The sequence below is a fragment of the Acidimicrobiia bacterium genome (genome assembly GCA_036271555.1).
Lineage (GTDB): Bacteria > Actinomycetota > Acidimicrobiia > IMCC26256 > PALSA-610 > DATBAK01.
Window position 1 is genome coordinate 1 of sequence record DATBAK010000034.1, and the last position, 26,527, is coordinate 26,527.

The 26,527-nt window shown below is 70.6% G+C and carries 26 protein-coding genes; 20 read left to right on the forward strand and 6 right to left on the reverse strand.

The window, feature by feature from the left end; genetic code table 11:
* The 5 genes from VH914_09295 to VH914_09315 all read left to right on the forward strand — a co-directional run.
* On the forward strand, positions 1–806 hold an 806-nt coding region (locus VH914_09295; protein HEX4491384.1), incomplete at its 5' end, for a DUF1036 domain-containing protein.
* Positions 803–1,501 carry a pyrimidine 5'-nucleotidase gene (locus VH914_09300; GenBank protein ID HEX4491385.1) on the forward strand — a complete coding sequence of 233 codons (699 nt, stop codon included), beginning with the start codon at positions 803–805 and terminating at the stop codon, positions 1,499–1,501. The genes VH914_09295 and VH914_09300, both read left to right, overlap by 4 nt.
* Before the next feature lie 107 nt (positions 1,502–1,608).
* The gene (locus VH914_09305; protein HEX4491386.1) at positions 1,609–2,466 is read left to right on the forward strand and encodes a 2,3,4,5-tetrahydropyridine-2,6-dicarboxylate N-succinyltransferase; all 858 of its coding nucleotides are present in this window, start codon (positions 1,609–1,611) and stop codon (positions 2,464–2,466) included.
* Positions 2,463–3,572 (forward strand): succinyl-diaminopimelate desuccinylase, encoded by a 1,110-nt coding sequence (gene dapE / locus VH914_09310; protein ID HEX4491387.1) that lies wholly within the window; start codon positions 2,463–2,465, stop codon positions 3,570–3,572. Before VH914_09305 ends, dapE begins: the two co-directional genes overlap by 4 nt.
* Positions 3,573–3,609: 37 nt before the next feature.
* Positions 3,610–5,004 carry a hypothetical protein gene (locus VH914_09315; protein HEX4491388.1) on the forward strand — a complete coding sequence of 465 codons (1,395 nt, stop codon included), beginning with the start codon at positions 3,610–3,612 and terminating at the stop codon, positions 5,002–5,004.
* A gap of 40 nt (positions 5,005–5,044) precedes the next feature.
* On the opposite strand, the gene VH914_09320 is transcribed toward VH914_09315, so the two are convergent.
* Positions 5,045–5,932 (reverse strand): NAD(P)-dependent oxidoreductase, encoded by an 888-nt coding sequence (locus tag VH914_09320; protein HEX4491389.1) that lies wholly within the window; start codon positions 5,930–5,932, stop codon positions 5,045–5,047.
* Positions 5,933–5,996: 64 nt separating this feature from the next.
* Between VH914_09320 and VH914_09325 the strand changes: the two genes are divergently transcribed.
* The 3 genes from VH914_09325 to VH914_09335 are packed head-to-tail and all read left to right on the forward strand — an operon-like array spanning position 5,997 to position 8,274.
* The gene (locus VH914_09325) at positions 5,997–6,692 is read left to right on the forward strand and encodes a ThuA domain-containing protein (protein HEX4491390.1); all 696 of its coding nucleotides are present in this window, start codon (positions 5,997–5,999) and stop codon (positions 6,690–6,692) included.
* Positions 6,693–6,699: 7 nt separating this feature from the next.
* Complete coding sequence (locus VH914_09330; GenBank protein ID HEX4491391.1) at positions 6,700–7,782, forward strand: alpha/beta hydrolase family protein; 1,083 nt, start codon at positions 6,700–6,702, stop codon at positions 7,780–7,782.
* Between the two features lie 3 nt (positions 7,783–7,785).
* Positions 7,786–8,274, forward strand: coding sequence for a RidA family protein (locus tag VH914_09335; protein ID HEX4491392.1), 489 nt, complete (start codon positions 7,786–7,788; stop codon positions 8,272–8,274).
* Here the strand turns inward: VH914_09335 and VH914_09340 are convergent.
* A complete protein-coding gene (locus VH914_09340; GenBank protein ID HEX4491393.1) occupies positions 8,264–8,941 on the reverse strand; it encodes a hypothetical protein in 678 nt (225 codons plus the stop codon). The two genes, VH914_09335 and VH914_09340, sit on opposite strands and share 11 nt — an antisense overlap.
* A 429-nt stretch (positions 8,942–9,370) precedes the next feature.
* On the opposite strand from VH914_09340, the gene VH914_09345 reads away from it, so the two are divergent.
* The 6 genes from VH914_09345 to VH914_09370 all read left to right on the forward strand — a co-directional run bounded on the left by VH914_09345 (position 9,371) and on the right by VH914_09370 (position 17,800).
* On the forward strand, positions 9,371–12,319 hold the full coding sequence (locus tag VH914_09345) for an AAA family ATPase (protein ID HEX4491394.1): 2,949 nt from the start codon (positions 9,371–9,373) through the stop codon (positions 12,317–12,319).
* Positions 12,320–12,456: 137 nt separating this feature from the next.
* Positions 12,457–13,836: a hypothetical protein gene (locus tag VH914_09350; GenBank protein ID HEX4491395.1), complete on the forward strand. Its 1,380-nt coding sequence runs from the start codon at positions 12,457–12,459 to the stop codon at positions 13,834–13,836.
* Between the two features lie 74 nt (positions 13,837–13,910).
* Positions 13,911–15,287: a hypothetical protein gene (locus VH914_09355; protein ID HEX4491396.1), complete on the forward strand. Its 1,377-nt coding sequence runs from the start codon at positions 13,911–13,913 to the stop codon at positions 15,285–15,287.
* On the forward strand, positions 15,284–16,063 hold the full coding sequence (locus VH914_09360) for a glucosamine-6-phosphate deaminase (protein HEX4491397.1): 780 nt from the start codon (positions 15,284–15,286) through the stop codon (positions 16,061–16,063). Before VH914_09355 ends, VH914_09360 begins: the two co-directional genes overlap by 4 nt.
* Entirely contained in the window at positions 16,060–16,716 is a 657-nt protein-coding gene (locus VH914_09365; GenBank protein HEX4491398.1) for a hypothetical protein, read from the forward strand. The genes VH914_09360 and VH914_09365 overlap by 4 nt, the downstream gene beginning before the upstream one ends.
* 94 nt (positions 16,717–16,810) lie before the next feature.
* Positions 16,811–17,800, forward strand: coding sequence for a Gfo/Idh/MocA family oxidoreductase (locus VH914_09370; GenBank protein ID HEX4491399.1), 990 nt, complete (start codon positions 16,811–16,813; stop codon positions 17,798–17,800).
* A 3-nt stretch (positions 17,801–17,803) separates the two neighbouring features.
* Here VH914_09370 and VH914_09375 read toward each other — a convergent pair whose 3' ends face one another.
* The 3 genes from VH914_09375 to VH914_09385 are packed head-to-tail and all read right to left on the reverse strand — an operon-like array spanning position 17,804 to position 22,057.
* Positions 17,804–21,310, reverse strand: a complete 3,507-nt coding sequence (locus VH914_09375) for an adenylate/guanylate cyclase domain-containing protein (protein ID HEX4491400.1) — start codon at positions 21,308–21,310, stop codon at positions 17,804–17,806.
* Positions 21,311–21,314: 4 nt separating this feature from the next.
* Positions 21,315–21,722 carry a VOC family protein gene (locus VH914_09380; GenBank protein ID HEX4491401.1) on the reverse strand — a complete coding sequence of 136 codons (408 nt, stop codon included), beginning with the start codon at positions 21,720–21,722 and terminating at the stop codon, positions 21,315–21,317.
* A complete protein-coding gene (locus VH914_09385) occupies positions 21,719–22,057 on the reverse strand; it encodes a DUF971 domain-containing protein (GenBank protein HEX4491402.1) in 339 nt (112 codons plus the stop codon). Before VH914_09385 ends, VH914_09380 begins: the two co-directional genes overlap by 4 nt.
* A 64-nt stretch (positions 22,058–22,121) precedes the next feature.
* Here VH914_09385 and VH914_09390 point away from each other — a divergent pair, with 64 nt between their 5' ends.
* Together VH914_09390 and VH914_09395 are read left to right on the forward strand one after the other, a co-directional pair.
* Positions 22,122–22,409: a 4a-hydroxytetrahydrobiopterin dehydratase gene (locus VH914_09390; GenBank protein ID HEX4491403.1), complete on the forward strand. Its 288-nt coding sequence runs from the start codon at positions 22,122–22,124 to the stop codon at positions 22,407–22,409.
* Between the two features lie 2 nt (positions 22,410–22,411).
* On the forward strand, positions 22,412–22,813 hold the full coding sequence (locus VH914_09395; protein ID HEX4491404.1) for a hypothetical protein: 402 nt from the start codon (positions 22,412–22,414) through the stop codon (positions 22,811–22,813).
* On the opposite strand, the gene VH914_09400 is transcribed toward VH914_09395, so the two are convergent.
* Positions 22,792–23,241: a TIGR03668 family PPOX class F420-dependent oxidoreductase gene (locus VH914_09400; GenBank protein HEX4491405.1), complete on the reverse strand. Its 450-nt coding sequence runs from the start codon at positions 23,239–23,241 to the stop codon at positions 22,792–22,794. The two genes, VH914_09395 and VH914_09400, sit on opposite strands and share 22 nt — an antisense overlap.
* A gap of 74 nt (positions 23,242–23,315) precedes the next feature.
* Here VH914_09400 and VH914_09405 point away from each other — a divergent pair, with 74 nt between their 5' ends.
* The 4 genes from VH914_09405 (at position 23,316) to VH914_09420 (ending at position 26,422) form a co-directional block, all read left to right on the forward strand.
* Positions 23,316–23,882, forward strand: a complete 567-nt coding sequence (locus VH914_09405; protein HEX4491406.1) for an NTP transferase domain-containing protein — start codon at positions 23,316–23,318, stop codon at positions 23,880–23,882.
* Positions 23,883–23,913: 31 nt separating this feature from the next.
* A complete protein-coding gene (gene fdhD, locus VH914_09410) occupies positions 23,914–24,774 on the forward strand; it encodes a formate dehydrogenase accessory sulfurtransferase FdhD (GenBank protein ID HEX4491407.1) in 861 nt (286 codons plus the stop codon).
* Positions 24,775–24,875: 101 nt separating this feature from the next.
* The gene (locus tag VH914_09415; GenBank protein ID HEX4491408.1) at positions 24,876–25,622 is read left to right on the forward strand and encodes an inositol monophosphatase family protein; all 747 of its coding nucleotides are present in this window, start codon (positions 24,876–24,878) and stop codon (positions 25,620–25,622) included.
* The gene (locus VH914_09420) at positions 25,619–26,422 is read left to right on the forward strand and encodes an inositol monophosphatase family protein (protein HEX4491409.1); all 804 of its coding nucleotides are present in this window, start codon (positions 25,619–25,621) and stop codon (positions 26,420–26,422) included. The genes VH914_09415 and VH914_09420 overlap by 4 nt, the downstream gene beginning before the upstream one ends.
* The last annotated feature ends 105 nt before the right edge of the window (positions 26,423–26,527 follow it).

The window sequence follows — 26,527 nt, forward strand, 5'->3', positions numbered from 1 at the left end:
AGGGCGCGCTGAACGCCGACCGCATCCTGCTCAACGCCCGCGCGCTGCCGGTCTATGGCTCGTCGCCGATCCCGCAGAACGGCGGCGATACGCTGTGCATCGCGCCGGATAATTTTGTGATCGCCGCCGCGCGGCAATGCCGCGCCGGACAGACGCCGGCGCCGTTCACCCAGATCACGCCGACCACGGCCGACGACGGCAATCTCGTGGCGTATCTCGCCGAAGACAGCGAGTATGACGACGAACAGGCCCGCCTCGCCGCGATCCAGCGCCTGCTGGTGATCGCGGGCTATGACGCCGCGCCGATCGACGGCGTCGACGGCCCGAAGACGCAAACCGCGCTGGCGGCGTTCCTGAAAAGCCGTGGGCTGTCCTCCGACATCGTGCAATCGCCGACTTTCTTCACCACCATGATCGACGCGGTGCAGGCGCCGTCGTCGACCGGCCTCACCTGGTGCAACGACACCTCATACAAGGTGATGGCCGCGGTCGCGACCGACGATGGCAAGGCCGTCACCAGCCGCGGCTGGTACCACATCGATCCCGGCAAATGCCTGCATCCTGACGTCACCGGCCAGCCGAAGAAGATCTTCAGTTTCGCCGAGGCGGTCGATGCCGATAACCGCACCATCCGTCTGCAGGACAAGCCGCTGAACTGGGGCGGCAGCACCCAGCTTTGCACCCGCGAAAGCAAATTCGAAATATCAGAACAGATCGACTGCGTCACCCGCGGGCTGGCCCCGATCGGATTTGCACCGGTCGATATGTCGAGCGGCGGCAAGACGCTAAGGTTTGCAATGCCATGACCAAACTTACCCGCGGCTTCGCGCACATCGACACCTGGGTGTTCGACCTCGACAACACGCTGTATCCGCATCACGTCAATCTGTGGCAGCAGGTCGATGCGCGGATCGGCGAGTTCATCGGCAATCATCTCAGCATCTCGCCGGCCGAGGCTCGCGTGATCCAGAAGGATTATTACCGCCGCTACGGCACCAGCATGCGCGGCATGATGACCGAGCACGGCATCCGCGCCGACGATTACCTGGCTTATGTCCACAAGATCGATCATTCGCCGTTGCAGCCGAACCCGGCGATGGGTGCGGCCATTGCAAAACTGCCGGGGCGCAAGCTGATCCTGACCAACGGTTCGGTCGATCACGCCAATGCCGTTCTGGAACGGCTCGGTTTTGGTCACCATTTCGAGGCGATCTTCGACATCATCGCCGCCGAGCTCGAACCGAAGCCGGCGCCGCAGACCTATCAAAAGTTTCTCGACCTGCACGGCGTCGACCCCAGGAAATCAGCGATGTTCGAGGATCTCGCCCGCAACCTCGTGGTGCCGCATCAGCGCGGCATGACCACGGTGCTGGTGGTGCCCGATGGCGCCGAGGAAGTGGTGCGCGAAGACTGGGAACTGGAAGGCCGCGGCGAGCCCCATGTCGACCATGTTACCGATGATCTGACCGGGTTCTTGCAGCGGCTGAGCGCGACGAAGTAGACCGCGTACTTTCGCCGGGACGACGTCTGAGCCTTGACTTCACGGCCCCGAATCCCGACAAAAGCCCCCTAAATCACCACCGCTAATATTTTTCCGAGGAAACATCGATGTCTCTCGCCGCCCTGGAATCATCCGTCAATGCCGCGTTCGATGCCCGCGATGGCGTTTCGATCGCCACCAAGGGCGAAGTCCGCGAGGCCGTGGATCATGCGTTGGAGCTGCTCGACAAGGGCGAGGCCCGCGTCGCCGAGCGCGAGGCCAGCGGCAAATGGAAAGTGCATCAATGGCTGAAGAAAGCGGTGCTGCTGTCGTTCCGCCTCAACGACATGAGTGCCATTCCCGGCGGCCCTGGCCAGGCGTCGTGGTGGGACAAGGTGCCGTCGAAATTCGAGGGCTGGGGCGAGAATCGTTTTCGCGATGCCGGCTTCCGCGCGGTGCCGGGTGCGATCGTGCGCCGCTCGGCGTTCATCGCCAAGAACGTCGTGCTGATGCCGTCCTTCGTCAATCTCGGCGCTTACGTCGATGAATCCACCATGATCGACACCTGGTCGACGGTCGGCTCGTGCGCGCAGATCGGCAAGCGCGTGCATCTCGCCGGGGGTGTCGGCATCGGCGGCGTGCTGGAACCGCCGCAGGCGAAGCCGGTGGTGATCGAGGACGACGTCTTCATCGGGTCGCGTTGCATGATCGTCGGCGGCGCGCGCGTGCGAAAGGGCGCCGCGCTCGGCGCGGGCGTGATCCTCACTGCGAGCATCCCCGTGATCGACGCGCAGACCGGCGAGGAGATCTCGCGCGGCGACGTGCCCGAGCGCGCGGTCGCGGTGCAGGCGACGCGCCCGCGTGAGTTTCCTGGCGGCACGTTCGGACTCGCGTGCGTGCTCGTGCTCCGCACGATGCCCGAAGGCGAGACGCACGAAGACCTCCAGCTCAACGACATGCTCCGCGAGCACGGCATCATCTCGTGAGCGATCGCGCGGCAGCCGTCGTCGACCACGACGCCGGCGATCTCTTCGGTCTGACGCGCGCGCTGTGCGCGGTGCCGTCGGTGAGCGGCGACGAGACGACGCTCACCGACGCGATCGAGACGCGCGTGCGCAACCGCGCCGCGAACCTCGCGATCGATCGCATCGCGAACAACGTGATCGTGCGCACGACGTTCGGTCTGCAGCGGCGCGTCGTGCTCGCCGGCCACATCGACACGGTGCCGGTGAACAACAACGCCGAACCGCGCGTCGAGGGCGACGTGTTGCACGGGCTCGGCGCGGCCGACATGAAGGGCGGGCTCGCGGTGCTGCTCGCGCTCGCGGAGCTCGCGACGGGCGGTCAGGCGCACCACGATCTCACGTTCGTCTGGTACGAGGGTGAAGAGGTCGCGGATCCGCAGAACGGTCTGCGTCATCTCTTCGAGGTGGAGCCCGAGCTGCTCGCGGGTGATCTCGCCTTCCTGCTCGAGCCGACGTCCGGGTGGGTCGAGGCGGGTTGTCAGGGCACGATGAACGCGCGCGTGACCGTGCGCGGTGAGCGCGCGCACACGGCCCGGCCGTGGATGGGGGTCAACGCGATCCATCGCGCGTCCGATCTGCTCGCGCGCGTGGCGGCGAACAAGCCCGAGATCGTCAACGTCGACGGGCTCGATTACCGCGAGGCGCTTCAGGTCGTGCGAGTCGAAGGCGGCGTTGCGAACAACGTCGTGCCCGACGCGTGCACGTTCGTGGTGAACCGGCGGTTCGCGCCGACGCGCACTGCCGACGACGCCGAGGCCGAGTTGCGCGCGCTGCTCGCGGGTGCCGACGAGATCGAGGTGCTCAGTGCGTCACCGGCCGCGCCCCCGAACCTCGACAACGCGCTGGTCGCCGAGTTCGTCGGCACGCTCGACATCGCGGTGCGGCCGAAGCTCGGATGGACCGACGTCGCGCGCTTCGCGTCGCGCGGTGTGCCCGCGTTGAACTACGGGCCCGGTGATCCGACGCTCGCGCACACGGCCGACGAGCGCGTCGAGCGCGGCGACATCGAAGGTTGCTTCAACGTGCTCGCGCACTTCCTGGGTCTGCGAGTCGCCCGCCGGAAATAGCGGCTCTGCTCGAGCGCGGCATCGTTACCCTCTGGCGATGCCGGAGCCGTTCCTCGCCGAGTGCATCCGCCATGCCCGGGCGCTGATCGAGGGACGCGATGTGATCCTCGCCGGCAACCCGCTCGCGGGATCGACGCGCGGCGCACGGATCATGCGTGACCTCGGCGCGTCGCGGGTGTTCATCGTGGCCGCGGGGATCGGCACCGGTCCGTTGCCCGATCCCGCCGACGCCGAATGGGTCGTCACAGAGATCGAGGCTCCCGACATCAACAGCGAGATGCGCGCGACCGAGCGGTTGCTCGCAGCGCCACCGCCGAACGTGCTCGATGCCGTCGACACGTTCGACCCCGACGGCAACGCGCTCGTCTTCATCGCCGCGGTCGAGGCCGCGACCCATCTCGGTGATCGGGTCGGCTACGGCCATCGCCGGCCCGAATGGGTCGCGCTCGAGGACAAGACGACGTGCGACGGGCTCTTCGACGCCGCGAACGTCGCGCGTCCGGCGTCGCGTGTCGTCGCCGCGAACCCCGACGCGCTGCGCGCCGCGGCGGACGCACTCGACGTCGGAGCAGGCACGGTCTGGTCCGGTGATGCGCGCGACGGCTTCAACGGCGGCGGCACCTACGTGCGTTGGGTGCGCGCCGGCACCGACGACGCCGACGCGGTCGCGTTCTTCGTGGCGAGCTGCGACCGCGCGCGTCTCGCGCCGTTCGTCGACGGCATCTCCTGCAGTGTGCACGGCTTCGTGACCGACGACGGCGTGGCGGTGTTGCGACCCGTCGAGCTCGTCAACCTTCGTCGCCCGACCCAAGATCGGCTGCTCTACGCGGGCTGCGCGTCGTTCTGGGATCCCGCGCCCGCGGATCGCGAGGCGATGCGCGCCGCGGCGCGGCGACTCGGTGAAGTGTTGCGGGACCGCGTCGAGTTTCGCGGCGCGTTCACGCTCGACGGCATCATGAGCGCCGACGGCTTCGTCGCGACCGAGTGCAACCCCCGCATGGGTGCCGGACTCGGCTACGTGCGGGGAGCGTGCCCGGATCTGCCGTTCGACACCCTGCAGCATCTCGCCGCGGCCGGCGACGCGCCCTGGTTGCGCGCCGATGACCTCGAGAACGAGATCCTCGCGACCGCCGACGCGGTCCGGTTCGGCGGGGGCTGGACCTCGATCTTCTGCAAGGTCGACGAGACGACGCAGGAGCCGCTGGTGCACGACGGCGAGGGTTTCCGCGCCGCGCGCGAGGGCGAGGAACCCGACGCCACACTGACGATCGGCCCCGGCGCAACCGGCGGGTTCCTGCGCGTCACGCTCGATCCCGAGCGCACGCCCGTCGGCCCGTCGGTCGGTCCGCGCATCGTCGACGCGCTCGTGTACGCCGACGCCACGCGCGCCGCCGGCATCGGCGAGATCACTGCGGCGCCTTCCGCTCGTTGACGCGCTCCGGCAGGAACGCAATTGCGACCGGAGAGCTCGGTCAGTCGACGCCGGCCAGCGATCGGACGATCTTGCCGAGCGCGGAGAAGTCCTCGCGCCCGAAGCCCGCGGTGCTCGCAGCGCCGAGCACCGGGCGCACCACGCCGGAGGTGAGCGCGGGCACGCCCGCCTTCGCCGCGTACGCGAGGACGAGGTCGACGTCCTTCGCCATGAGGTCGGTCATGAAGCCCGGCTTCCAGCCGTTCGACGCGGGGCTGTCGGGGATCGCGCCTTCGAAGGGGATGCGCGTGCGCAGCGCGACGCAGTCGCCGGTCGCGTGCGTGAGCACTTCGTAGAGCAGACCGAGGTCGACGCCCGATTTGGCCGCGAGCGTCGACGCCTCCGCGACCGCGAGCATCTGCGCCGCGTACACGAGCTGGTTGCAGAGCTTCACGACCTGGCCCATGCCCGCGTCGCCGACGTGCACGATCAGGCCTGCGAACGGATCGAGCGCGGGACGCGCGTCGTCGAGCGTCGACGCGGCGCCGCCGACCATGAGCGTGAGGGTGCCTCGCTCGGCGCCGACCGTGCCGCCCGAGAGCGGTGCGTCGAGGTAGCGCGCGCCGCTCGCTGCGACACGCGAATGCTGCGCGCGCTCGATGTCGGGATCGATCGTCGACGTGTCGACCAGGACCTTGCCGTCCCCCAGCGCGGGCGCGGCCGCGTCCAACACTTCGACGACCTCGGGCGAGTTGGGCACGCAGAGGATCGTGACCTCGCTCGCGTCGACGACGGCACGCGGACCGTCGCCTTCACGCGCGCCGAAGCCGACGGCCGCGTCGATCGGCCCGCGACTGCGGGACGCGACGGTGACCTCGTGTCCCGCGTCGACGAGGTGGCGTGTCATCGGCAGACCCATCGCGCCCAGCCCGATGAAGCCGATCCGCATCGCTCCTCCTCGTCGCGTCGCCTCGGCTTGACGGTATCAGCGGCCCTCCGTACTTTGACCGGCCGTGTCCGGAACGCTGTTGTTCGTCACCCAGGTCGCGCCCTACCGCACCGGTCCCGCGGGCGTGCACGGTGTGCTCGACCAGGCGGCGGTCGGCGTCGCGCAGGTCGCGGAGCTGAACGGGCTGCGCGCGCGGCGCATCGACGACGTGCGCGACCTCGACGACCACGACCTCGAGTCGGCCCGCGCGCTCGCGCTGTTCACGATCGGCGAGACGCCGTGGAGCGAATCGCAGCGTTCGATCATCCTCGATCGGCTGCGCGCGAACGCGCTCTCGGTGGTGCCGATCCATTCGGCGACGGATTCCTGCTACGGGTGGGACGAGTACGGCCGCGTCGTCGGCGCGCGCTTCGACGGCCATCCGTGGACACAGACCGTCGCGCTCGACGTCGTCGAGTCGGATCATCCCGCGACTCGCCATCTCGGTGCGGCGTGGACGTGGCTCGACGAGGTGTACCAATTCCGCGACCTGCGCGAGGACGCGCGCATCCTGCTGCGCGTGCTCGACGGTCAACTCGACCTCGGCGCGGCGGGCGCGAAGCAACCGCCGCACGGCTTCCCACTCTCGTGGTGCTTCAGGGAAGGCGACGGCCGCGTGTTCTCGACCAGCCTCGGTCACTTCCCCGGCGCCTGGGAGAGCCCGACCTACCTCCAGCACCTCACCGGCGGGCTCGCGTGGGCCCTCGGCGAGGGCGAGTAGCACTCCGTTGACGCTCGACTCGGACGCGCCCCCGCCGCCGCCCGCGCCCGCGGCGGTGCCGCCGCAACGTCGTCGCAACGTGTCGCTGTGGGCCTACTGGCAGTTGAAGCTCGCGGAGACGCAACCGCCCGAGCCCGTGCCGGTCGACGATCTCGCGAGCGCTTTCGACGCGTACCGAGCACGCGCGCACGAGCGGCTCGACACGTTGCTGGGGGAGTGGCCGGCCGCGGTGCCGCCCGACCTCGAGCTGCTCGAGAGCGACGACGCGGGGCCGTACCAGCGGACGCGCGTCGTGTTCGACAGTGAAGCGACGATGTCGGTGCCCGCGTACCTGCTCGTGCCGCACGCGCGTACCGAGCCCGGTCCGGCAGTGCTCGCGATCCACGGCCACGGCGCGGGGAAGTCGATGGTGTGTGGCATCGACCGCGGCGACGGCGAGCTGCGCGACGAGATCGCCGGCTACCACGGCGACTACGCCCATCAGCTCGCGTGCCGCGGCTACGTCGTGCTCGCGCCCGACCTGCGCGCGTTCGGCGAGCGCTCCGACTGGAACCCGCCCGGCCGCTACGAGTGCGACTGGAACCTCGTGTCCGCGACGCTCGCGGGCGCGAACCCGCTCGCGCAGAACCTCTGGGACATGCGGGTCGCGCTCGACGTACTCGCGCAGCATCCGCTCGTCGATCCCGAGCGGCTCGGCGCGTGCGGGCTCTCGTACGGCGGCACGCTCACGCTCTTCCTCGCCGCGATCGACGCGCGCGTGAAGGCCTCGGTGGTGAGCGGCTACTTCGCGTCGTGGGCGGCGGCGCACCGGATGCCGTGGAACATGTGCGGCTCGCAGGTGCTGCCGTCGATGCTCGGGCGACTCGAGCACGTCGACCTCGGCGCGCTCGTCGCGCCGCGCGCGCTGCTCGTCGAGACGGGGACCGAAGACGACATCTTCCCGTTGGCCGCCGCGCGCGAAGGAGTCGCGACGCTCGCGAAGGTCTACGAGCAGCTCGGCGTTCCCGGCCGCCTCGTGCACGACGTCAACGAGGGCGGCCACCGCTGGTACGGCGGGCAGGCGTATTCCTTCTTCGAACGGGAGCTGTGAACCGTGGCCCAGGAGTCCACCGACTCGGATCCGATCGCGAGGCGGCTCGAAGAGCTCGGCCTCGTCCTCCCGGGCCCGTACCCGCCGCACGACCCGCTCGACGCGGTGATCGTGCACGGCGGACGCGCGCGCACGTCGGGGCAGCTGCCGCGCGGGCTCGACGGCCGGCTCGTGCATCCCGGCGTCGTCGGCGCGTCGATCGATGTCGAGCAGGGCGCCGAAGCCGCGCGGTGGTGCGCGCTGAACGCGCTGTCGGTGCTGCACGCGGCGCTCGGATCGCTCGCTCGCATCGAACGTGTGCTCACGGTGCTCGGCTTCGTCGCGTGCGCGCCGGGCTTCGAGCAGCAGCCGGTAGTGGTCGACGGCGCCAGCCGGTTGCTCTTCGATGTGCTCGGCGACGCGGGTCGGCACAGTCGCTCGGCGATCGGCGTGGCCGCGCTGCCGCGCGGCGGTGCCGTCGAGATCGAGGTCGAGGTCGCGCTCAAGTCGTAGGCGTCAACCTCATCGACAGAGGAATGTCGACGCCGACGGCGTGACAGGCCTGTGCGACGAACGCGGCCGTCCATCCGAGCGCGTCGAGCGACCACTCGACGACCGTGCCGCGCAACGTCGCCGCGGCCGAGTCGCAGACGAACACGCTCTGCACCCACGGACGCATCCATTCCGCGACCACGGACACGTCGACGCCGCCGATCGCGACTTCGATCGCCCGACGATGCGACGGCGCGCAGTTGCCGAACCAGCCATTCGCGGTGATGAGCTCCATCGCGATCTGCCGGGACGGCGGCGCCGCCGGCGGGGGGAGCTGGAGCTCCACGGCCTCGAGCGTGAAGGTGCCGAGCCGGTGGACGACATCGCCGGCGCATGCGAACAGGGGCATGAGCGGCAGCAACGACGAGTCGGAGGTCACGTCGACCTGGAACCAGCAGCGGTTCGGCTCGGCTTCGCCCTCGTGCATCGCCCACAGCGAGGTCGGCCCGCCCATCGCGTCGGTGAGCCAACCCATGGCCGTCGACCGGTCGTAGAACAGGCTGTACGCGTCCTCGCCGGGCGGCGCCGCGCCCGGGTGGGCGACGAACGGACCGTGAAGTTCGAGCACGACCACCCGCTGCTCGCGAGCGCCCGGGAACGCGGCGGGTAGCGCGGTGTTCCAGTCCACGGCGCCGTACGGTAGAGGTGATCCGCGGCAGGCGCGCGCTGCGAGCTCCGGTGGCCTGAGACGCGTTTCGCGGAGCCGTCGGTGTGACGAGCGTCACCTCTCGCCGCTCGCCGTAGGCGATCCGACGGCGATTTCGCCCCGATATAAGGCACCGTCCCGATGTGGTGCCCCCCTCCTTAGGTCCATGTTGGAACGTGCCCGCACGTCTCGATGGCTGGAGAGAGGAGGGCACCATGTACCCGACACCACCGGAGCTGGTTCACCAGCACCTCGCGCAGCGCCGCCGCGCCGCCGCTCGCCTCCGCCTGCGGCGCGCGATCCGTGCCCAGCGCGGCTGACCTCGCCCTGCCCCCCGCCCGGCCGGCCGACTCCCCTCGGTCTGCCGGGCAGGCGCGCGGACGGAGCACGGACGCGAGCAGAATCGCGTCCGTGCCCGGTCGCGTCTCCAGCCCTGCCTTCGTCGGCCGCCTCGAGGAGCAGCGCCGTCTGCGCGCCGCCTTCGCCGAAGCCGCCGCGGGCACTCCGTCGGTCGCGCTCGTCGCCGGCGAGGCGGGAGTCGGCAAGACCCGCCTCGTGCAGGTGCTCGCCGACGAAGTGACCGCGCAGGGCGGACGCGTCCTCACCGGCGCGTGTCTCGAGCTCGTCGAGCGCGCGCTGCCGTACGGACCGGTCGTGCAGGTGCTGCGTCAGATGGTGCGCACGATGCCGCCGGCGGAGTTCGACGCGGTCGTCGGCGCGGCGCGCCCCGGACTCGCGCACCTGCTGCCCGAGCTCGGCGACGGTTCGGAGCCGGAGCCCACGCATCCCGGCGGCCTGCTCGACCATCTGCTCGGTGTGCTCGAACGCGTGGGCGCGCAGGTCCCGCTGCTGTTCGTGATCGAGGATCTCCACTGGGCCGATCACTCCACCCGCGATCTGCTCGTGTTCCTCGCGCGCAACCTGCGCGAGAGCCGCGTGATGGTGCTCGGCACGTATCGCAGCGACGACCTCCATCGGCGGCATCCGCTGCGCGGCGTGCTCGGTGAGCTCGAGCGCGGTGGTGGCGTCACCCGCGTGGAGCTCGAGCGCTTCACGCGCGCCGAGCTGCGCGACCAGCTCACCGGCATCCTCGGCACGCCGCCCGCGGCCGACCTCGTCGACGACATCTACGAGCGTTCCGAGGGCAACCCGTTCTTCACGGAGGAGATCGTCGCGGCGACGGGCGAGTGCGCCTACGACTGCCGCGCGTTGCCGGACACGCTGCGCGACTTACTCCTCGCGCGCGTCGACGAGCTGCCGGCGTCGACGCGCGACATCCTGCGCACGGCCGCGGTCATCGGCCGGCGCTTTCCGCACACGCTCCTCGCAGCGGTATGCGAGCGCGACGAGGGCATGCTCGACGACCTGCGGATCGCGGTCGAGCACCAGGTGCTCGTGACCGAGAGCGATCACTACTCGTTCCGTCACGCGCTCGTGCAGGAAGCCGTCTACGACGACCTGCTTCCCGGTGAGCGCACGCGTCTGCACGCGCGTTTCGCGGAGCTCCTCGTCGAATCGCCCGAGCTGTTCGACGGCGGCGACGCCGAGCGGGTGAGCGAGGTCGCGTGCCACTGGTACGCGGCGCACGACATCGCCCGCGCGCTGCCGGCCGCGGTTGCCGCGGCGCACGCGGCCGAGCAGATGTACGCGTTCCCCGAGGCGCTCGCGCACTGCGAGCGCGCGCTCGCGCTCTGGGATCGTGTTCCCGACGCGGTCGAGCAGGTCGGCATGTCGCGCGTCGACCTCACGCGCTTCGCGGCGCGGATGGCCGAGTTCTCGGGCACGGCCGACCGCGCCCTCGCGCTCGCGCGGGACGCGCTGCGCGAGATCGACGAGGACGAGGATCCCGTCACCGCGGGACTCGTTCACGAGCGCATCGCACGCTTCCTGTGGCAGATGGGCTCGGGATCCGAGGGGCTGGTCGAGAACGAGAAGGCGGTCGCGCTCGTGCCCGCCGAGCCCGTCACCGAGGCGCGCGCCACGGTCGTCGCCGCCTTAGGACAGCAGCTCATGGTCGCGAGTCGCTACGAGGACGCGGTGCCGTGGTGCGAGCAGGCGATCGAGCTCGCGAGCGCGATCGGCGCGCGTGTCGTCGAAGGGCACGCGCGCACGTCGCTCGGGAGCGCGTTGGGCTCGTCGGGCAACGTGACCGAAGGGATCGCGCAGCTCCACCGCGCTGCGGAGATCGCGCGCGACACGCAGTCGTGGGTCGACCTCGCGCGCGCCGCGGTGAACGAGAGCGGCATCCTCGAGGCAATCGGACGGCTCGACGAGGGTGCGGAGCTCGCGCTCAAGGCCGCGGCGGAGGCGACGGAGCACGGGCTCGAGCGCAGCCACGCGGTGTTCCTGCTCTGCAACGCGTGCGACTGCCTCCTCGAGCTCGGCCGGTTCGACGAGGTCGAGCAGCTGCTCGAGCGCATCGAGCGGTTGCGCCCGATCGGGCTCGACGAGCTCCGGCTGTACGACCTGCGCGCCTCGTTGCACACACACCGCGGCGAGTTCGACGAGGCGCGCCGCTGCATCGATCAGCTCGACCGCGTCGCCGCCAAGAACGTCCATGCGCACTTCCGTGAGCGGTTGCGCGATGCCGAGCTCGCGGTCGTCGTCGGGGATCATGCGGCGGTCGCGGCGGTCATTGCCGACGAGAACGCGGTGCGTACCAACGACTGCGTGGCGCTCCACGTGGTCGCCGCGCAGGACGCCGCGAACCGCGCCGACGAAGGCCGCCGGCGTTCGGACGACGCTGCGGTCGTCAGCGCGACCGCCGACGCGCGCGACGCGTTCGCGCGCCTTCGGGCGATCTGCACCGAGGAGACCGGGCCCCACGGCGAGGCCGCCGCGGCCGGCTTCGTCGAGGTCGCGGAAGGCGAGCTCGCGCGGGCCGAAGGTCGCGCCGACCCCGATCCGTGGCAGCGGGCCGCGGCAGTGTGGCGCGCGCAGGGGCGGCTTCCCCGGCTCGCCTACGCCCGGTTCAGAGAGGCCGACGCACAGTTGCGTGCCGGTGCCGGCGCGCCGACGGCGCGCGAGCCACTCACCGAGGCGCGCGAGACCGCCGCGTGCATCGGCGCGCGCCGGCTGCTCGAGGAGGTCGATGCGCTCGCGCGGCGCGGTCGCATCGAGGTCGCAACCGGCGAGGACGGCGCGGGCGTCGACCACCCGGTCGACCGGCTCGGTCTCACCGACCGTGAGCGTGAGGTCCTGAAGCTCGTCGCCGAAGGACGCACCAACCGTCAGATCGCGGAGGCCCTGTTCATCAGCGCCAAGACCGCGAGCGTCCACGTGTCGAACATCCTCACGAAGCTCGACGTCGCCAACCGCGGCGAAGCCGCGGCAGTGGCCCGGCGTCTCGGTCTGGACTGATCCTTCTGGTCGGGCTCGCGAGCTTCGCCTCCTCGACGCCTTGAGCCGCCAGGTCGGGCGGCCCGCAGAGCGACCCGGCCGGTCTCGCGGGAACGTTCACTCGCTACTCTCCCCGGGGCATTCCACGGGGAGGGCACATGGCGGCGCGCATCACGGTCATCGGCGGCGGGAGCTATCACTGGGCGCCCCGGTTGTTGTCGGACTTCGCCAACACGCCGGTACTCCAGGACGCGCAGGTCGTGCTGCACGACATCGACGCGTCGAAGCTGCCGCGGATGGTCGAGCTCGGTGCGGCGCTCGCGGCGCGCCGCGGCATCGCACTGAAGGTCACGGGCGAGACCGACCGTAAGCGCGCGCTCGAAGGCGCGCAGTTCGTCATCGCCTGCCTCTCGGTCGGTGGCTTCGAGAGCATGAAGCACGATCTCGAGATCCCCGAGGCGCACGGCATGAAGCAGCCGATCGGCGACACGGTCGGCCCGGGCGGCGTCATGCGCGCGCTGCGTTCCGTGCCCGTCGTGCTCGACATCGCGCGCGACATCGAGGCCGTCTGCCCGGACGCGTTGTTCCTCAACGTGTCGAACCCCTTGACCGCGCTCTGCCGCGCGGTGACGCGCGAGACGAACGTGCAGACGGTCGGGCTCTGCAACGAGCTCGTCGGCATGCAGTGGATGACGAGCCTGCTGCTCGACGCCGACATGCGGAAGATCGATCCCACCGTCGGTGGGGTGAATCACCTGCCGCTCGTCACCGGGCTGCGCGACGGCGACGGCAACGACGCGTTCGCGCAGCTGCGCGACCTGCTCGACGATCCCGAACGCGCCGCGCGCGAGACGATCTGGATGGACATCCCGGCCGCCGCCGAATACGAGAAGGTCACGCCCGGCGAGCGCTGGCACAAGGCCGACGTGATCCACAACAACCGCGTCCGGCTCGAGCTCTTTCGACGCTTCGGCGTGCTGCCCGGTTCGGGCGACCACCACGTCGCCGAGTTCTTCCCGGGCTTCGTGACGCCCGAGAACGACTTCGGTTCCGAGTGGAAGGTTCACATCTACGGCTTGCGCAAGCACATGGCCGACGCCGACGACGACGTCACGCATTACGAAGCCGTGCGTGATCACGACGAGGCGTCACGCATGCCCTCGGGCGAGCTCGTCGCGTCGTTGCTCGAGGCGATCCTCACGAACGACCGTCGCGACCTCCCGGTGAACCTGCCGAATCGTGGCCATGTGACGAACCTGCCCGACGGTGTGGTCGTCGAAGCGATGGGGACGATCGACGCCGACGGCGTGCGCCCGCGCGACGTCGTCGAGGTGCCGTCGGTGCTCGGCGAGTATCTGCGGCGGGTCGCGGTGTCGCAGGAGCTCACCGTCGACGCTGCGCTCACGGGTGATCGCACCACCGTCTTCGAGGCGATGCTCGCCGACCCGATGGCCGGCCGCCTTCCCTACGAAGAGGTCGCGACGATGACCGAGGAGCTGCTGACCGCCACCGCGCCCTGGTTGCCGCAGTTCTCCTGACGAGACGTGAGCCGGGTCCGAGCCCTCGGTAGAGTCTGACGCCGGCGTCAGGTTCGCGGGAGGAGCAGAGCGCGATGAGCCCGAAGATCACGTTCATCGGTGGCGGGTCGTACCAGTGGACGTCGAAGCTGCTCATCGACCTCGTGAACATGCCGTCGCTCGTCGACGCCGAGGTCGTGATCGAGGACATCGACCCGAAGCCGATCCCGCGCATGCTCGAGTTGGTCGAGCACATGGCGAAGGTGCGCAACATCGGCCTCCACGCGACCGGCACCACGAATCAGCGCGAAGCACTCGTTGGCGCCGACTACGTCGTCGTGTGCATCTCCACCGGCGCGCTCGAGAGCATGGCTCGCGACATCGCGATCCCCGAGCGCTACGGCATCAAGCAGTCGGTCGGTGACACCGTCGGCCCCGGCGGGATCGTCCGCTCGCTGCGCAACATCCCGATCATGGTCGACATCGCGCGCGACATGGAGGCCGTCTGTCCTGACGCGTGGATGCTCAACCTCACGAACCCGATGACGGCGTTGACGCGTTCGGTGCTGCGCGAGACGTCGATCAACGCGATCGGTCTCTGCCACGAGGTGCAGCTCGCGACGTTCGTGCTGTCGCTCCTGCTCGAATGCGACATGCGGAAGATGCGGTTCGAGATCGCGGGCGTGAACCACCTGCCGATCATCACCGCGTGCGAGGTCGACGGGAAGGACGGCCTCGCGATGCTCACGGAGATGCTGGAGCACGAGGACGACGTGCGGCGCGAGCCGATCGCGTTCAACTTCGCGGAGCTCGTCGGTCACGAGGAGATGTCGAAGGGCGGCCAGTGGACGAAGGCGCAGCTCCTCGACCTCAACAAGGTGAAGCTCGAGATCTTCAAGCGCACCGGCGTGTTCCCCGGTGCCGGTGACCGCCACCTCGTCGAGTTCTTCTCCGGCTTCCTCACCGAGGAGTCGCACTGGGGGCTCGACTGGGGCGTGAAGCTCACCGACATGGCCGAGCGCGAGCGCTGGCAGACGCGGCACATCGCCGACTTCGAGACGACGCTCGCGGCGCCCGAGATCTCGCGCATGGCGTCGGGGGAGATGGTGGCCGCGCTCATCGATTCCCGCATGAACGACAAGCCGCGCGACTTCCCGCTCAACATCGCGAACGCGGGTCAGGTGCCCGACCTCCCGAACGAGGTCGTGGTCGAGTCGATGTGCACGGTCGACGGCTCGGGTGTGCGCGGCCGCGACCGCGCGGTGCTGCCGCCCGTGCTCGCCGACACGGTTCGGCGCGTCTCGCTCTCACAGGAGCTCACGGTCGAGGCCGCCGTCACCGGTGATCGCGACACGGTCGTCGACGCGATGATGATCGACCCGCTCGCGGGCCGTATCGACTACCGCTCCATCCAGCAGATGGCCGACGAGATGATCGCCGCGACGTCGAAGTGGCTCCCGCAGTTCGCGTGAGGGAGTGGCGGGTCGAGAAGCTGACGGTTCGCGCCTACGACGACGTCGACGCGCTCGCCGCGGACGCGGCCGATGACGCGGCCGGGCAGATTCGCGAAGCGATCGCGGCGCGCGGCCACGCGAACCTCATGCTCGCGACGGGAACCTCGCAGCTCGTGTTCCTGGCGCGGCTCATCGCGATCGCCGGGCCCGATTCCGACGCCCCGATCGACTGGTCGCGTGTCACCGGCTTCCACATGGACGAGTACGTCGGCCTCCCGCCGACGCACCCCGCGAGCTTCCAGCGCTACATGCGTGAGCGTGTGGCCGCGCACCTGCCGTTCGGTGCCTTCCACTACGTCGATGGTGACGCGTCCGATCCCGACGAAGAGGCGGCGCGCTACGCGCAGCTGCTGATCGACCATCCGATCGACGTGTGCTGCCTCGGGATCGGCGAGAACGGCCACCTCGCGTTCAACGATCCGCCGGTCGCCGACTTCGACGATCCGCTCGTGGTGAAGGTCGTGGAGCTCGACGCGCGCTGCAAGCAGCAGCAGGTGGGGGAGGGACATTTCGCGACGCCGGCCGACGTGCCGCCGCGCGCGATCACCGTCACGGTTCCCGGTTTGCTGCGCGCCCGTCACGCGCTCGCGATCGTTCCCGAAGCGCGCAAGGCCGCGCCGGTGAAGGCCGCGCTCGAAGGTCCCTACGGCACCGCGTGTCCCGCGACCTTCCTGCGCACGCAGCCGCAGACGGTGCTCTATCTCGACGCCGAGTCCGCGTCGCAGCTGACGTGAGCGGGTCGCCCGACGTCAGCGCCGTGCTCCTCTTCCCGAGCGGGCGCGAGCTCGTGCGACGACTGCCGCCACTGTTGATCGGGATCGCGCTGATCGCCCTCGGTACGTCGCTGTCGGTGCGCGCGCACCTCGGGCTCTCGCCCTGGGACGTCTTCCACCAAGGCGTGTCGAAGCACACCGGTATCTCGCTCGGTTGGGTCATCGTGATCGTCGGCGCGGTCGTGCTGCTCGCGTGGATCCCGCTGCATCAACGGCTCGGAGTCGGCACGATCGTCAACACCGCGCTCGTCGGCACGCTCGTGAAGGTGTTCCTGCCCCACGTCGGCGCGCCCGACATGATCGTCGTGCGGGTCGCGATGCTGCTCGGCGCGATCGCGTCGTTCGGACTCGGTGGTGGGCTCTACATCGGCGCCGCGCTCGGACCGGGACCGCGCGACGGCTTGATGACCGCGATCACCGCGCGCGGTCACCGGCTCTGGGCCGTGCGGATGGTGCTGGAGCTCTCGGTCTTCGTCGTGGGCTGGGCGCTCGGTGGCAATGTCGGTATCGGCACCGCGCTCATCGCGTGCTCGCTCGGTCCGAGCATCCACTTCGCGCTGAACCGTTTCCACCTACCGGTGCCGCGCCCGTCCGAAGCGGTGCTCGGCGAATGAGCAGCCCGGCGCCGACCGAAGGCGCGGTCGGGGCACCACCGAGTGGCGACCGTCTGGATCGAGCGCCGGGCCAGTCGACACGGGGCGAAGCCGTATGAGCGACCGCACCGTCGGCGTTGGCATCATCGGCCGCGGGTTCGGACTACACGTCGTCTCCGACGCGTTTCGCAAGACCGAGGGCGTCGACGTGTTGGCGCCGGTCTCCGCGCGCGACGAACGAGCCGTCGCGGCGCTGATCGCGGATCCGCGCGTCGACCTCGTGTCGGTGCACTCACCGCCGTTCCTGCACGACCGGCACGTACGCATGGCGCTCGACGCGGGCCGTTCGGTGTTGTGCGACAAGCCGTTCACCGACTCGGTCGAGTTGTCTCGCCGACTCGCGGCCGACGTCGCGGGTGCGCCGGGCGTGCACCTCCTCAACTTCGAGTTCCGGTTCGACGCCGCGCGCCGCCACACGCGCGACACGATCACCGACGGTCGCCTCGGCGACGTCGAGCGGGTCTCGTGGACCCACTACAGCGCGGGTACGCGCCATCCGCTTCGGCCCTACGGCTGGCTCTTCGACCGCGCGCTCGGCGGCGGGTGGATCGGCGCTTGGGCGTCGCACGCGGTCGACACGTTGCGTTTCACGATCGGCGAGATCGACCGGGTCGTGAGCTCCACGCCGACGCTCACGGTCACGCATCGCGACGACGGCCACGGCGTCGCGCACGAGTGCACCGCGGAGGACGGGCTCACCGCGGTGCTCGCGCTCGCGAACGGCGCGATCGTGACCCTCGACTCGACCTACGCCGCGTCCCAGTCGGTGCCGCCGCGCATCACGATCGCCGGCCGTGACCAGACGCTCGTCAACTTGGGGGACCAGCGGGTCTTCGTCGTCGGTGCGGAGGTCGACGACGCGATCGCCCGGTCCGACGATGGCGACCGCCACGCCGCGCCGATGCGCGCCATGGCCGCGGCCGTGCGCGACTCGGTACGCGCCGGCGAGCCGCGGCACGGCATCGCCACGTTCGCCGACGGTGTCGCGTGCGACGAGGTGCTCGACGCCCTCCGCGCCCCGCCCCTCGTGCGTGTCGGACGGTGACCGTTACGAGGTGAGCGGCTGCGCGGCGGGTTGCGCCGCGAGCTCGAACGCGGTGCGCCAGCCGCGCGCGTCGAAGCCGGCACCGTGGAGGGTGAGGTTCGCCTCGGTCTGGAGCTCGTGACCCGACGGCAGACCGAGCGCGGCGAAGGCGTACGAGCGGGCGACGATGACGATCGCGCGGTCGAGGCGTGAGTCGGTGGCGAACGCGGCTGCTTGTGCGTCGTCGAACGCCGACGCGGCGTCGCTCGCCGCGGCGTGCTGCACGAACGCGAAGCCGGCGGCGAGCCGGGTGACGAGACGGTCGAGGTACGACCCGCCGCGGATCGACGAGAGCGACTCGCACACCGCGAGCGCGTCGTCCGGACGTCCGGCCGCGTCGAGCGCGAGTGCGTACGCGCTCCCGAGCGCGTAGCGGGGTCCGTCGTCGGTCGCCGCGCGGTAGGGGTCTTCGAGGGCGGCGATCGCCTCGTCGACCCGCGCGGTCTGCAAGAGCGTCATGCCGTGCACGAGCGCGCGGTCGACATCGCCGATGTCGCCGTCGCCGTCGCCGTCTTCGTCGAGTGCGAGCATCTCGTGCATCGCGGTGAGCGCGGTCTCGGTGTCGCCACGGTGCACGGAGACCGCGGTGTGGATCCCGAGCACGTTCTCGCGCATCGAGGGGTCGTGCATCGTCGACACGAGCGTGGCCGTGCGGGCGAGGAGCTCGTCGCACTCGCGGAAGCGCGTGAGGTTGTTCAACGCCCGGATCGTGGGCATCGACGCCATCATCTCGCCCCACGCGTCGTGGATCTCGCGGAAGAGCGCCAGCGCCTCGTTACCGCGCTCGAGCGCGTGCTCGGAGCGGCCCCGCCACAGCGAGATGTTCGCGGTGAGCACCTTCATCATCCCGGCGGCCCAGCGGTCACCGGTCTCGTGCGCCTCGGTGAGGATCTGCGACGCGAGCTGCTCGGCCTCGTCGAGGTTGCCCTGGTTGAAGCGCGCGAACGCGAGCAGCCCGAGCGCCCAGCCGAGCCCGCCCCAGTCGCCGATCTCCGCGAATCGCTCTGCCGACTCGTGCAAGCGCGTCTCCGCATCGCCGAGCCGGCCGAGCGAGAACGAGATCCACGCGAGGTTTTGCAGCGCCCACGCCTCGCCCCGCTGGTCGCCCGCGGCCCGGAACGACGCGAGTGCTTCGGACGTGAGTCGCTCGGCCTCTGCGTGATCACCGCGGAAGATCTGGATGAAGCCCAGGCCGCGCAGCGCGCCGGCGACGCCCGACGTGTCGTCGAGCGCGCGCCAGGCGTCGACCGCGCGCCACAGGGTCGCCTCGGCTTCGTCGTAGCGCCCACCGTCGGACTCGACGCGGCCGAGCACCGTGAGCGCCTCGGCCACGGTGCGGTGGTCGCCCGCCGCGGTCGCCTCGTCGAGCACCGTGAGCGCGTGCTCGTTCGCTTCGTCGAGCTTGCGCTCGGCCTCGAGCGAGCGTGCGCACCCGAGCAGCGCGGTCCAGCGGCGGGTGTCGTCGGGATCCATCAGCGAGAGCGCGCGCGAGTAGAGGCGCCCCGACGCGAGCCAGTGCTCCTGCTCCTCGATCGGCTTCGCCGCTTCCGTCAGCGCGGTCACGGCACGGTCGCGAATGTCGGAAGAGACGCCCGAGACGGTCCCCAGGTCCGCGACGAGCTCGGCCGCGGTCGCGAGATGATGCGCGACGGTCTCCAGCCGCCCGTCGATCGTTTGCAGGCGGTCGGCGAGATCCGCGTGCCGGCGCGCCCGCTCCGCACGCGTCAACGTGCCGTACGCGACGTCGCGCACGAGCTCGGACTTGAAGCGGAAGCCGTCGTCCTCGACGATCACGAGGTCGCGATCGGCGAGCGCGTCGAGCGCGTTCGAAGGATGCTCGACCGCCGTGAGCGCGACCGCGTCCGCGACGAGACCGCTCGAACCGACGACCGCGCAGTCCTCGAGCAGCGAACGCTCGGTCGCGGGGAGCGCGTCGAGTCGGGCTGCGACGAGACCGTGCAGCGTCGCCGGGAGCACTCCGACACGCGCGGCCTCGACCGGCGAATCGGTCTGCCCGACCTCGCACACGAGCGCGACGAGCTCTTCGACGAAGAAGGGATTGCCGCCGCTGCGTTCGAGCACGAACTCGAGCACATCGTCGGTGAGCGCCTCTCCGAACAGCTCGCGCGCGAGGACCGCGGTCGCCTCGGAGTCGAGGGGATCGATGTGCATCACCAGCGCGTTGTGATGCCCGCCCGCAAGCGTCCAGCTGGGCTCGAAGCCGGGACGCGCGGTGCCGAGGAACACGAACGGCAGGTTGCGCAGCCGCTCGAGCAGGCGTTCGGCGAGGTCGAGCACGAGGTCGTCGGCCCAGTGGAGATCGGCGAGCCCGAGCACGAGCGGACCCCGACGTGCGTGGCCCTCGAGGTACGACGCGACCGACCGCATCGCGTCGTCGCGCGCGCGGGCGGGCTCCACTGCGGGGCGCGAGAACCCTTCGAGGATGTAGAGCAGGCCGTCGACGATTCGCTCGACCTCGGCTGCGTCGAGGTCGTCGAGCACGTCGGTGACCGACTCTCGCACGCGGTCGCGCACGGGGACCTCGGGGTGGTCGTCGCACGCGCACGCGTCGCGGATCGCCTCCGCGATCGGCGCCCACGCGTTGGCGTTCCCGTACGGCGCGCACTGACCGCCGAGCACCATCGCGCCCGACATCGCGCGCACGCGTTCCGCGAACTCGACGACGAGCCGGCTCTTGCCGACGCCGGCCTCGCCGAGCAGCAGCACGAGCTGCGCGCGGTGGCGTCGCTTCGCGACCGAGAAGGAGTGCTTGAGGACACCCATCTCCGCGTCGCGCCCGACGAGCGCGCCGCGTGCGCCGCGACGCCGGCGACCGGGCGCGCTCGTGGCCTTCAGCGCGACCCATGCCTCGACCGCCTCGTCGCGTCCGCGCACGGTCAGACTTCCGAGCGGCTCGTATTTCACCGAGCGCCGCGTGGCGGCGTAGGTCGCGGGACCGACGACGATCTGGCCCGGCTGCGCCGACGTCTGCAGGCGACTCGCGGTGTTCACGACGTCGCCCATCACCGTGAGGTCGCCGCCGGCGCGCATCGCGCCGACGAGCACCTCGCCGGTGTTGATCCCGATGCGCAGGTGCACCGCGTGCGACTCATCGGTCGCGAGCTGTTCGAGCGACTCCTGCATCTGCAGCGCGGCGCGCACCGCGCGCTCGGCGTCGTCTTCGTGCGCGAGCGGCACACCGAAGCTCGCGATGAGCTCGTCGCCGACGATCTTGTCGAGCGCGCCGCCGAACGCGCGCACGTCGGCGACGAGAAGCTCGAACGTGCGGTCGACGAGGTTCTTCACGTGCTCGGGATCGGCGGTCTCCGAGAGCGTCGTGAAGCCGACCATGTCGGCCATGAGCACGGTGACGAGGCGGCGCTCGTCGGGGCGAATCGTGAGCGCGTGGCCGCACTCGGGACAGAAATGCGCGCCCTCGGGCACGCCCTCGCCACAGGCCGGGCAGCGCATGCGCTCAGGTTACCGGCGGACCGTCGCGACCCAGGATCTCGAAGAGGTTGCCGTCGGGATCTGCGAAGAGGCACACCCGACCTCCCCATTCGGTCTCGTGGGGCTCGGCGACGATGACCGCGCCCGCGGCGCGCGCGGTCTCGCACGCGGCATCGACCGCTTCGACTCCGTCGACGTGCACGACGAGCGCGCTGCCGCGGAACGCGCCCGGCTCCGGACGCGGCGCGTCGGGCAGGCTCTGGCCGAGCGCTTCGAGCGGGTAGAGCGCGAGCCGCGCGCCCTCGGTCTCGAACAGCACGACACCGGCCGACGCGTCACCGCGTCTCGGCCATCCGAGCCGTTCGTAGAACGCGGCCGCGGCGGTGAGGTCGCGCACGCCCAACGTGACGAGTCCGATACGTGCAGGAATCACCGCGACTCCTCGTGCCCGTCGTCGGCACTCCACCGGCGGAGGAGTCCCCACGCGAAGATCCCCGTCGAGTGGCCGTCGTTCCAGATGATCGTCACACCCCACGCGCCGACGAGCGCCGCGCTCTCGGCCGCGAGCGGCTGCGGTGCACCGGCGCTCGGCCACACCGGCCGGCCCTGCTCGCGCAGACCGCGGCACTCCGCGCACGGGCAGTTGAGCCGGAGCTCCTCGAGCGCGAACGCCGACGTCGTCCCGTCGGCCCACGTGACCGTGAGCCCGCGCGCGCGATCGAGCGCCACCGCCTGCGGCGACTCTTCGTTCGGAAGGTCCATGCTCATATCGCCCCGAGTCTGCCTCACCCCCCGTTGCCGGATCGGAGTCGCGCCACGCGACAATGACGACGTGCCCCCCCGCCTCGACGACGCCGCGATCTCCGAGTGGCTGGCGGCCCACGCCGGCTGGGAGCGTGAGGGCGACGAGATCCGCCGCCGCTTCGAGCGCCCCTCGTTCGCCGACGCAATCGCGTTCGTCGTCCGCATCGGCTTCCTCGCCGAAGCCGCGAACCATCATCCCGATCTCGACATCCGCTGGCGCACCGTCGTCGTCGCGCTCACCACGCACGACGCCGGCGGTCTCACCACGCTCGACCTGAACCTGGCCGAGTCGATCACCGCGTCCGCGGGCGGCTGACCATGGCGCTGTGGTTCGCGCTCGGCGTGCTCGGTGTGATCGTCCTGTTCCTGCTGCTTGCGATCGCGACCGAACCCGGTCCGCAGCCGGCCGATGTCGCGCGCGCGTACGAGATGGCGTGGGACCGGCTCGACTTCGACACGCTCTTCGATCTCTCCGGACCCGAGCTGCGCGACGGCGCGAAGCGCGAGGGCTTCATCGCGACGAAGCGCGCCGCGTACGCGAGCGCGAAGCGCGAGCGCCTCGGGGCGCGCATCGAAGTCGAGGACGTCACCGAATCGTCCGGCGCCGCGCTCGTCGTCACGAACGTCGCGACGGATCAGGGGAGCGTGCACAACAACGTCCTGATGGAGCGACGCTCCGGACGTTGGTACGTCGTCGCCTACTCCCTGCGCACCGGCTGACGGAGATTCGAGGCATCGCCGGCCGACCATCCCGTCCAGCGCTTGCACTCGATCGCGATGACCGCGCCCGTCGGACGGTTCTGCGCGTACTGCGGGTACTTCGAGCGCAACATTTGAATCGCGGTCGTGTGCTCGACGCCGTTCTCGATCACGCGCGCCGGGCCGTCGATGCGCACCCACCACAGGCGGTTCCACATCTCGTCGTCGTAGCGGTCGACGACGAGCGACACATTCGGGTTCGCACGCACGTTCTCGAGCCGGGCGAGGTCGATCGTGGTCTTCGGCTTGAAGTCGACGACCGAGAAGATCGCGTCGTTGTGCAGGGTGAAGCAGATCGGCACGACGCTCGGTTGCCGGTTCGGGGTAAGGGTCGCGAGCCGGGCCACCCGCGCCGCGACGACATGCCCGCGCATGTCCCGATCGTCCATCTCGCCCCCGTAAGTGGTGCCGCCCGAAGCTCACCAGTGTGGCCCATGTTCCGGGGTGCGCGAGCATCGCCCCCGTGGAGTGCGCCGGCATCGTGTTGACGGGCGGCACGAGCCGCCGGCTGGGCTTCGACAAGACCACGGTCCAGATCGGCGGCGAGACCCTCGCCCGCCGGGCCGCGCGGGTGCTCGGCTCGGTGTGCGCGCCGGTGATCGAGGTCGGTTCCGGCCGCTCGGGACTGCCGGTGGTACGGGAAGACCCGCCCGGATCGGGTCCGCTCGCCGCGCTCGTGGCCGGCGCCACCGCGCTCGGCGGCGACTCGGTCCTGCTGCTCGCCTGCGACCTCGTCGCCGTCGAGGCCCCACTGCTCCGGTTGCTCGCCGGCTGGCCGGGCGCGCCCACGGTCGTCCCTCGGGTCGCCGGCCGCGACCAGCTGGTGTGCGCACGGTACGGCGCCGACGCGATCGCGGCCGCGCCGGGTCTGCTCGCCGCGGGGGAGCGCTCGCTCCGCGCGCTCGTCGCGGCGGTCGCTGCCGACGTGCTGACCGAGCGGCACTGGGACGGGATCGCGACCGTCGACGCCTTCGCTGACCTCGACACCCCCGCCGATCTCGAGCGGCTCGGTCTGCGCGCTCCCGAGTAGCGGGCACGAAGGTCGGGGATACCGTTTGGTCGTGAGCCTCGACATCGCGCGCGACGACGCGCCCGTGCGCCGGCCGACGAGCAGCGTGCAGGTGGTCGCGCTCGACGACTCGGGCGCGCACACGCGTCCCGACCGGCTCGCGACCGAAGAGCCGATGGAGATCCGCGTGCACGGCCCCGGCGAGCCGCCCACGCCGCTCGTCGTCACGATGCGCACGCCCGGCAACGACTTCGAGCTCGCCGCCGGCTTCTGTCTCACCGAGGGCGTGATCGACACTCCTATCGACATCGCGTCCGTCGCCTACTGCCTCGGTTCCGAGGGCGAGCAGTACTTCAACATCGTGACCGTCGCGCTCCGCAAGCCGGTCGTCGCGTCGCTGCGTGAACGTCGCTTCGTGTCGAACGCGAGCTGCGGTCTGTGCGGCAAGACCGCGCTCGACGACGTCGAGGTGCGGTGCGCGCCCGTCGCCGACGGTCCGGTCGTCGCGGCCGCGACCGTCTTTGCGCTGCCGGAGCGACTCGCCGCGTCGCAGTCGGTGTTCGAGCTGACCGGCGGCCTGCACGCGGCGGCGACCTTCACGGTCGAGGGTGAGCTGCTCACGGTGCGCGAAGACATCGGCCGGCACAACGCGCTCGACAAGGTCATCGGCGACGCGGTTCTCATGAGACGACTTCCGCTCTCGGAGTGCGTGCTCTTCGTGTCCGGACGGCTGAGCTTCGAGCTCGTCCAGAAAGCCGCCGTCGCGGGCATCCCCATTCTCTGCGCGGTCTCGGCGCCGTCGAGTCTTGCGGTCAAGACCGCGCAGCGATTCGGCCAGACGCTCGTCGGCTTCGTCCGCGACGATCGCGGCAACATCTACACGCACCCCGAGCGCATCGAACTCGATCGCTGAGCGCGCACCTCGCCGAGCGATCGTTCCGCCCGCCTCGGGACTGAGGCGTCAGGAGCGGCGAGCGAAGCGAGTGCGACCAGAGATGACAGACTCCCGAACCAGTGGATGCCTCCGACCTCGTCTCGATCTTCGACGACATCGCGCGCGGCATCGGCGACGCGATCCGGGCGCTCGATCCGGAGGAGCGGAAGCGACGTACCGAACGCGTCGGTCAGTACGCGATCGACCTCGTTGCCGACGGCATCGCGCTCGAGGTGCTGAAGGGCTTCCCCGCGACGATCGTCAGTGAGGAGTCCGGCGTCACCGGCGGCGGGTCCGACCTCGCGATCGTGCTCGATCCCATCGACGGATCGACGAACTGCGCGCACGACCTCGCGTACTGGTCGACATCGCTCTGCGCCATGGACAGCGAGGGCCTCGTCGCCGCGTTGGTGCGCAACCATGCGACGGGCGAGTCCTTCACGGCTCTCCGCGGCGGTGGCGCGTACCGCGACGGAGTTCGCATCCGTCCGTCGAACGTGCGCAAGGTCGAGGACGCGATCGTCGGGCTCTCGGGATGGCCCTCGCGGCTGTTGCCGTGGCAGCAATACCGCGCGCTCGGCTGCGCGTCGCTCGCATTGTGCGCGCTCGCGGCGGGCGGTCTCGACGGCTACATCGACGGCGGCGCGTGGCACGCGCCGTGGGACTACCTCGGTGGTCTGCTCGTCTGCTTCGAGGCCGGCGCGCGCGTCGTCGACGCCACGGGTCAGGAGCTCATCACGCCGGCGACGTCGGCACGACGCCAGTTGCTCGGCGCCGCGACACCCGAGCTGTTGTCGGCGTTGAGCGTGGCGTCCGGTCGCCGATGAACGAGCGGGAGCTCGACGACCTGCTCGACATCGCGCGCGCCGCCGCGCATGTCGGTGGCGCAATTGTCGCGGCCGAGTTCGGCGCACCGCGCGACGTGCGCGAGAAGGCGCCGGGCGATTGGGTGAGCGCAGCCGATCTGCGCAGCGAGCAAGCGGTGCGCGAAGCGCTCGAGCGCGCGCGTCCGGACATTCCCGTGATGGGCGAGGAGGGCGGCGGCGATCGCGGCACGCTCGGATGGCTGGTCGACCCGCTCGACGGCACCGCGAACTTCTTGCACCGGCTCGAAGCCGTCGGTGTGTCGATCGGACTCGTCGAGGACGACGTGCCGATCGTCGGGGTCGTGCACGCGCCGATGCTCGGGCGCACGTACGCGGCGCGCCGCGGCGGAGGCGCGTTCCGAGACGACGAGCGAATTCACGTGAGCACGCGCGCGCCCGCGCAGGCGATCTGCGCGACGGGCTTCCCGTTCCGGCGCAAGGATCTCGTCGAGCGCTATCTCGCGGTGTTCTCCGCGGCGTTCCGATCGATCGAGGATCTGCGGCGGATCGGCGGCGCGAGCCTCGACCTCTCGTGGACCGCCGAGGGCGTGTTCGACGGGTATTTCGAGCTCGCGCTCGGGCCGTGGGACGTCGCCGCCGGAGGCCTGATCGTCCGGGAGGCGGGCGGGGTCGTGACCGACTGGGCGGGCGACGATCGGGCCTGGTTGGCCACGGGGAACATCGTGGCCGCCCCCCCGGGGGTCCACGAGTTCCTGCTCGAGCTCATCAATAATTCGCTTGACCCGTCCGATAGGGAATGATCGAATCCACCGGCCGGCCCAGGCCGGCGCGTCCCACGAACCCTCGAAGCTCCGAACCCGACCGAAACCGGAGAGGAAAGCCCACGATGCAGACCCAGTACGCGC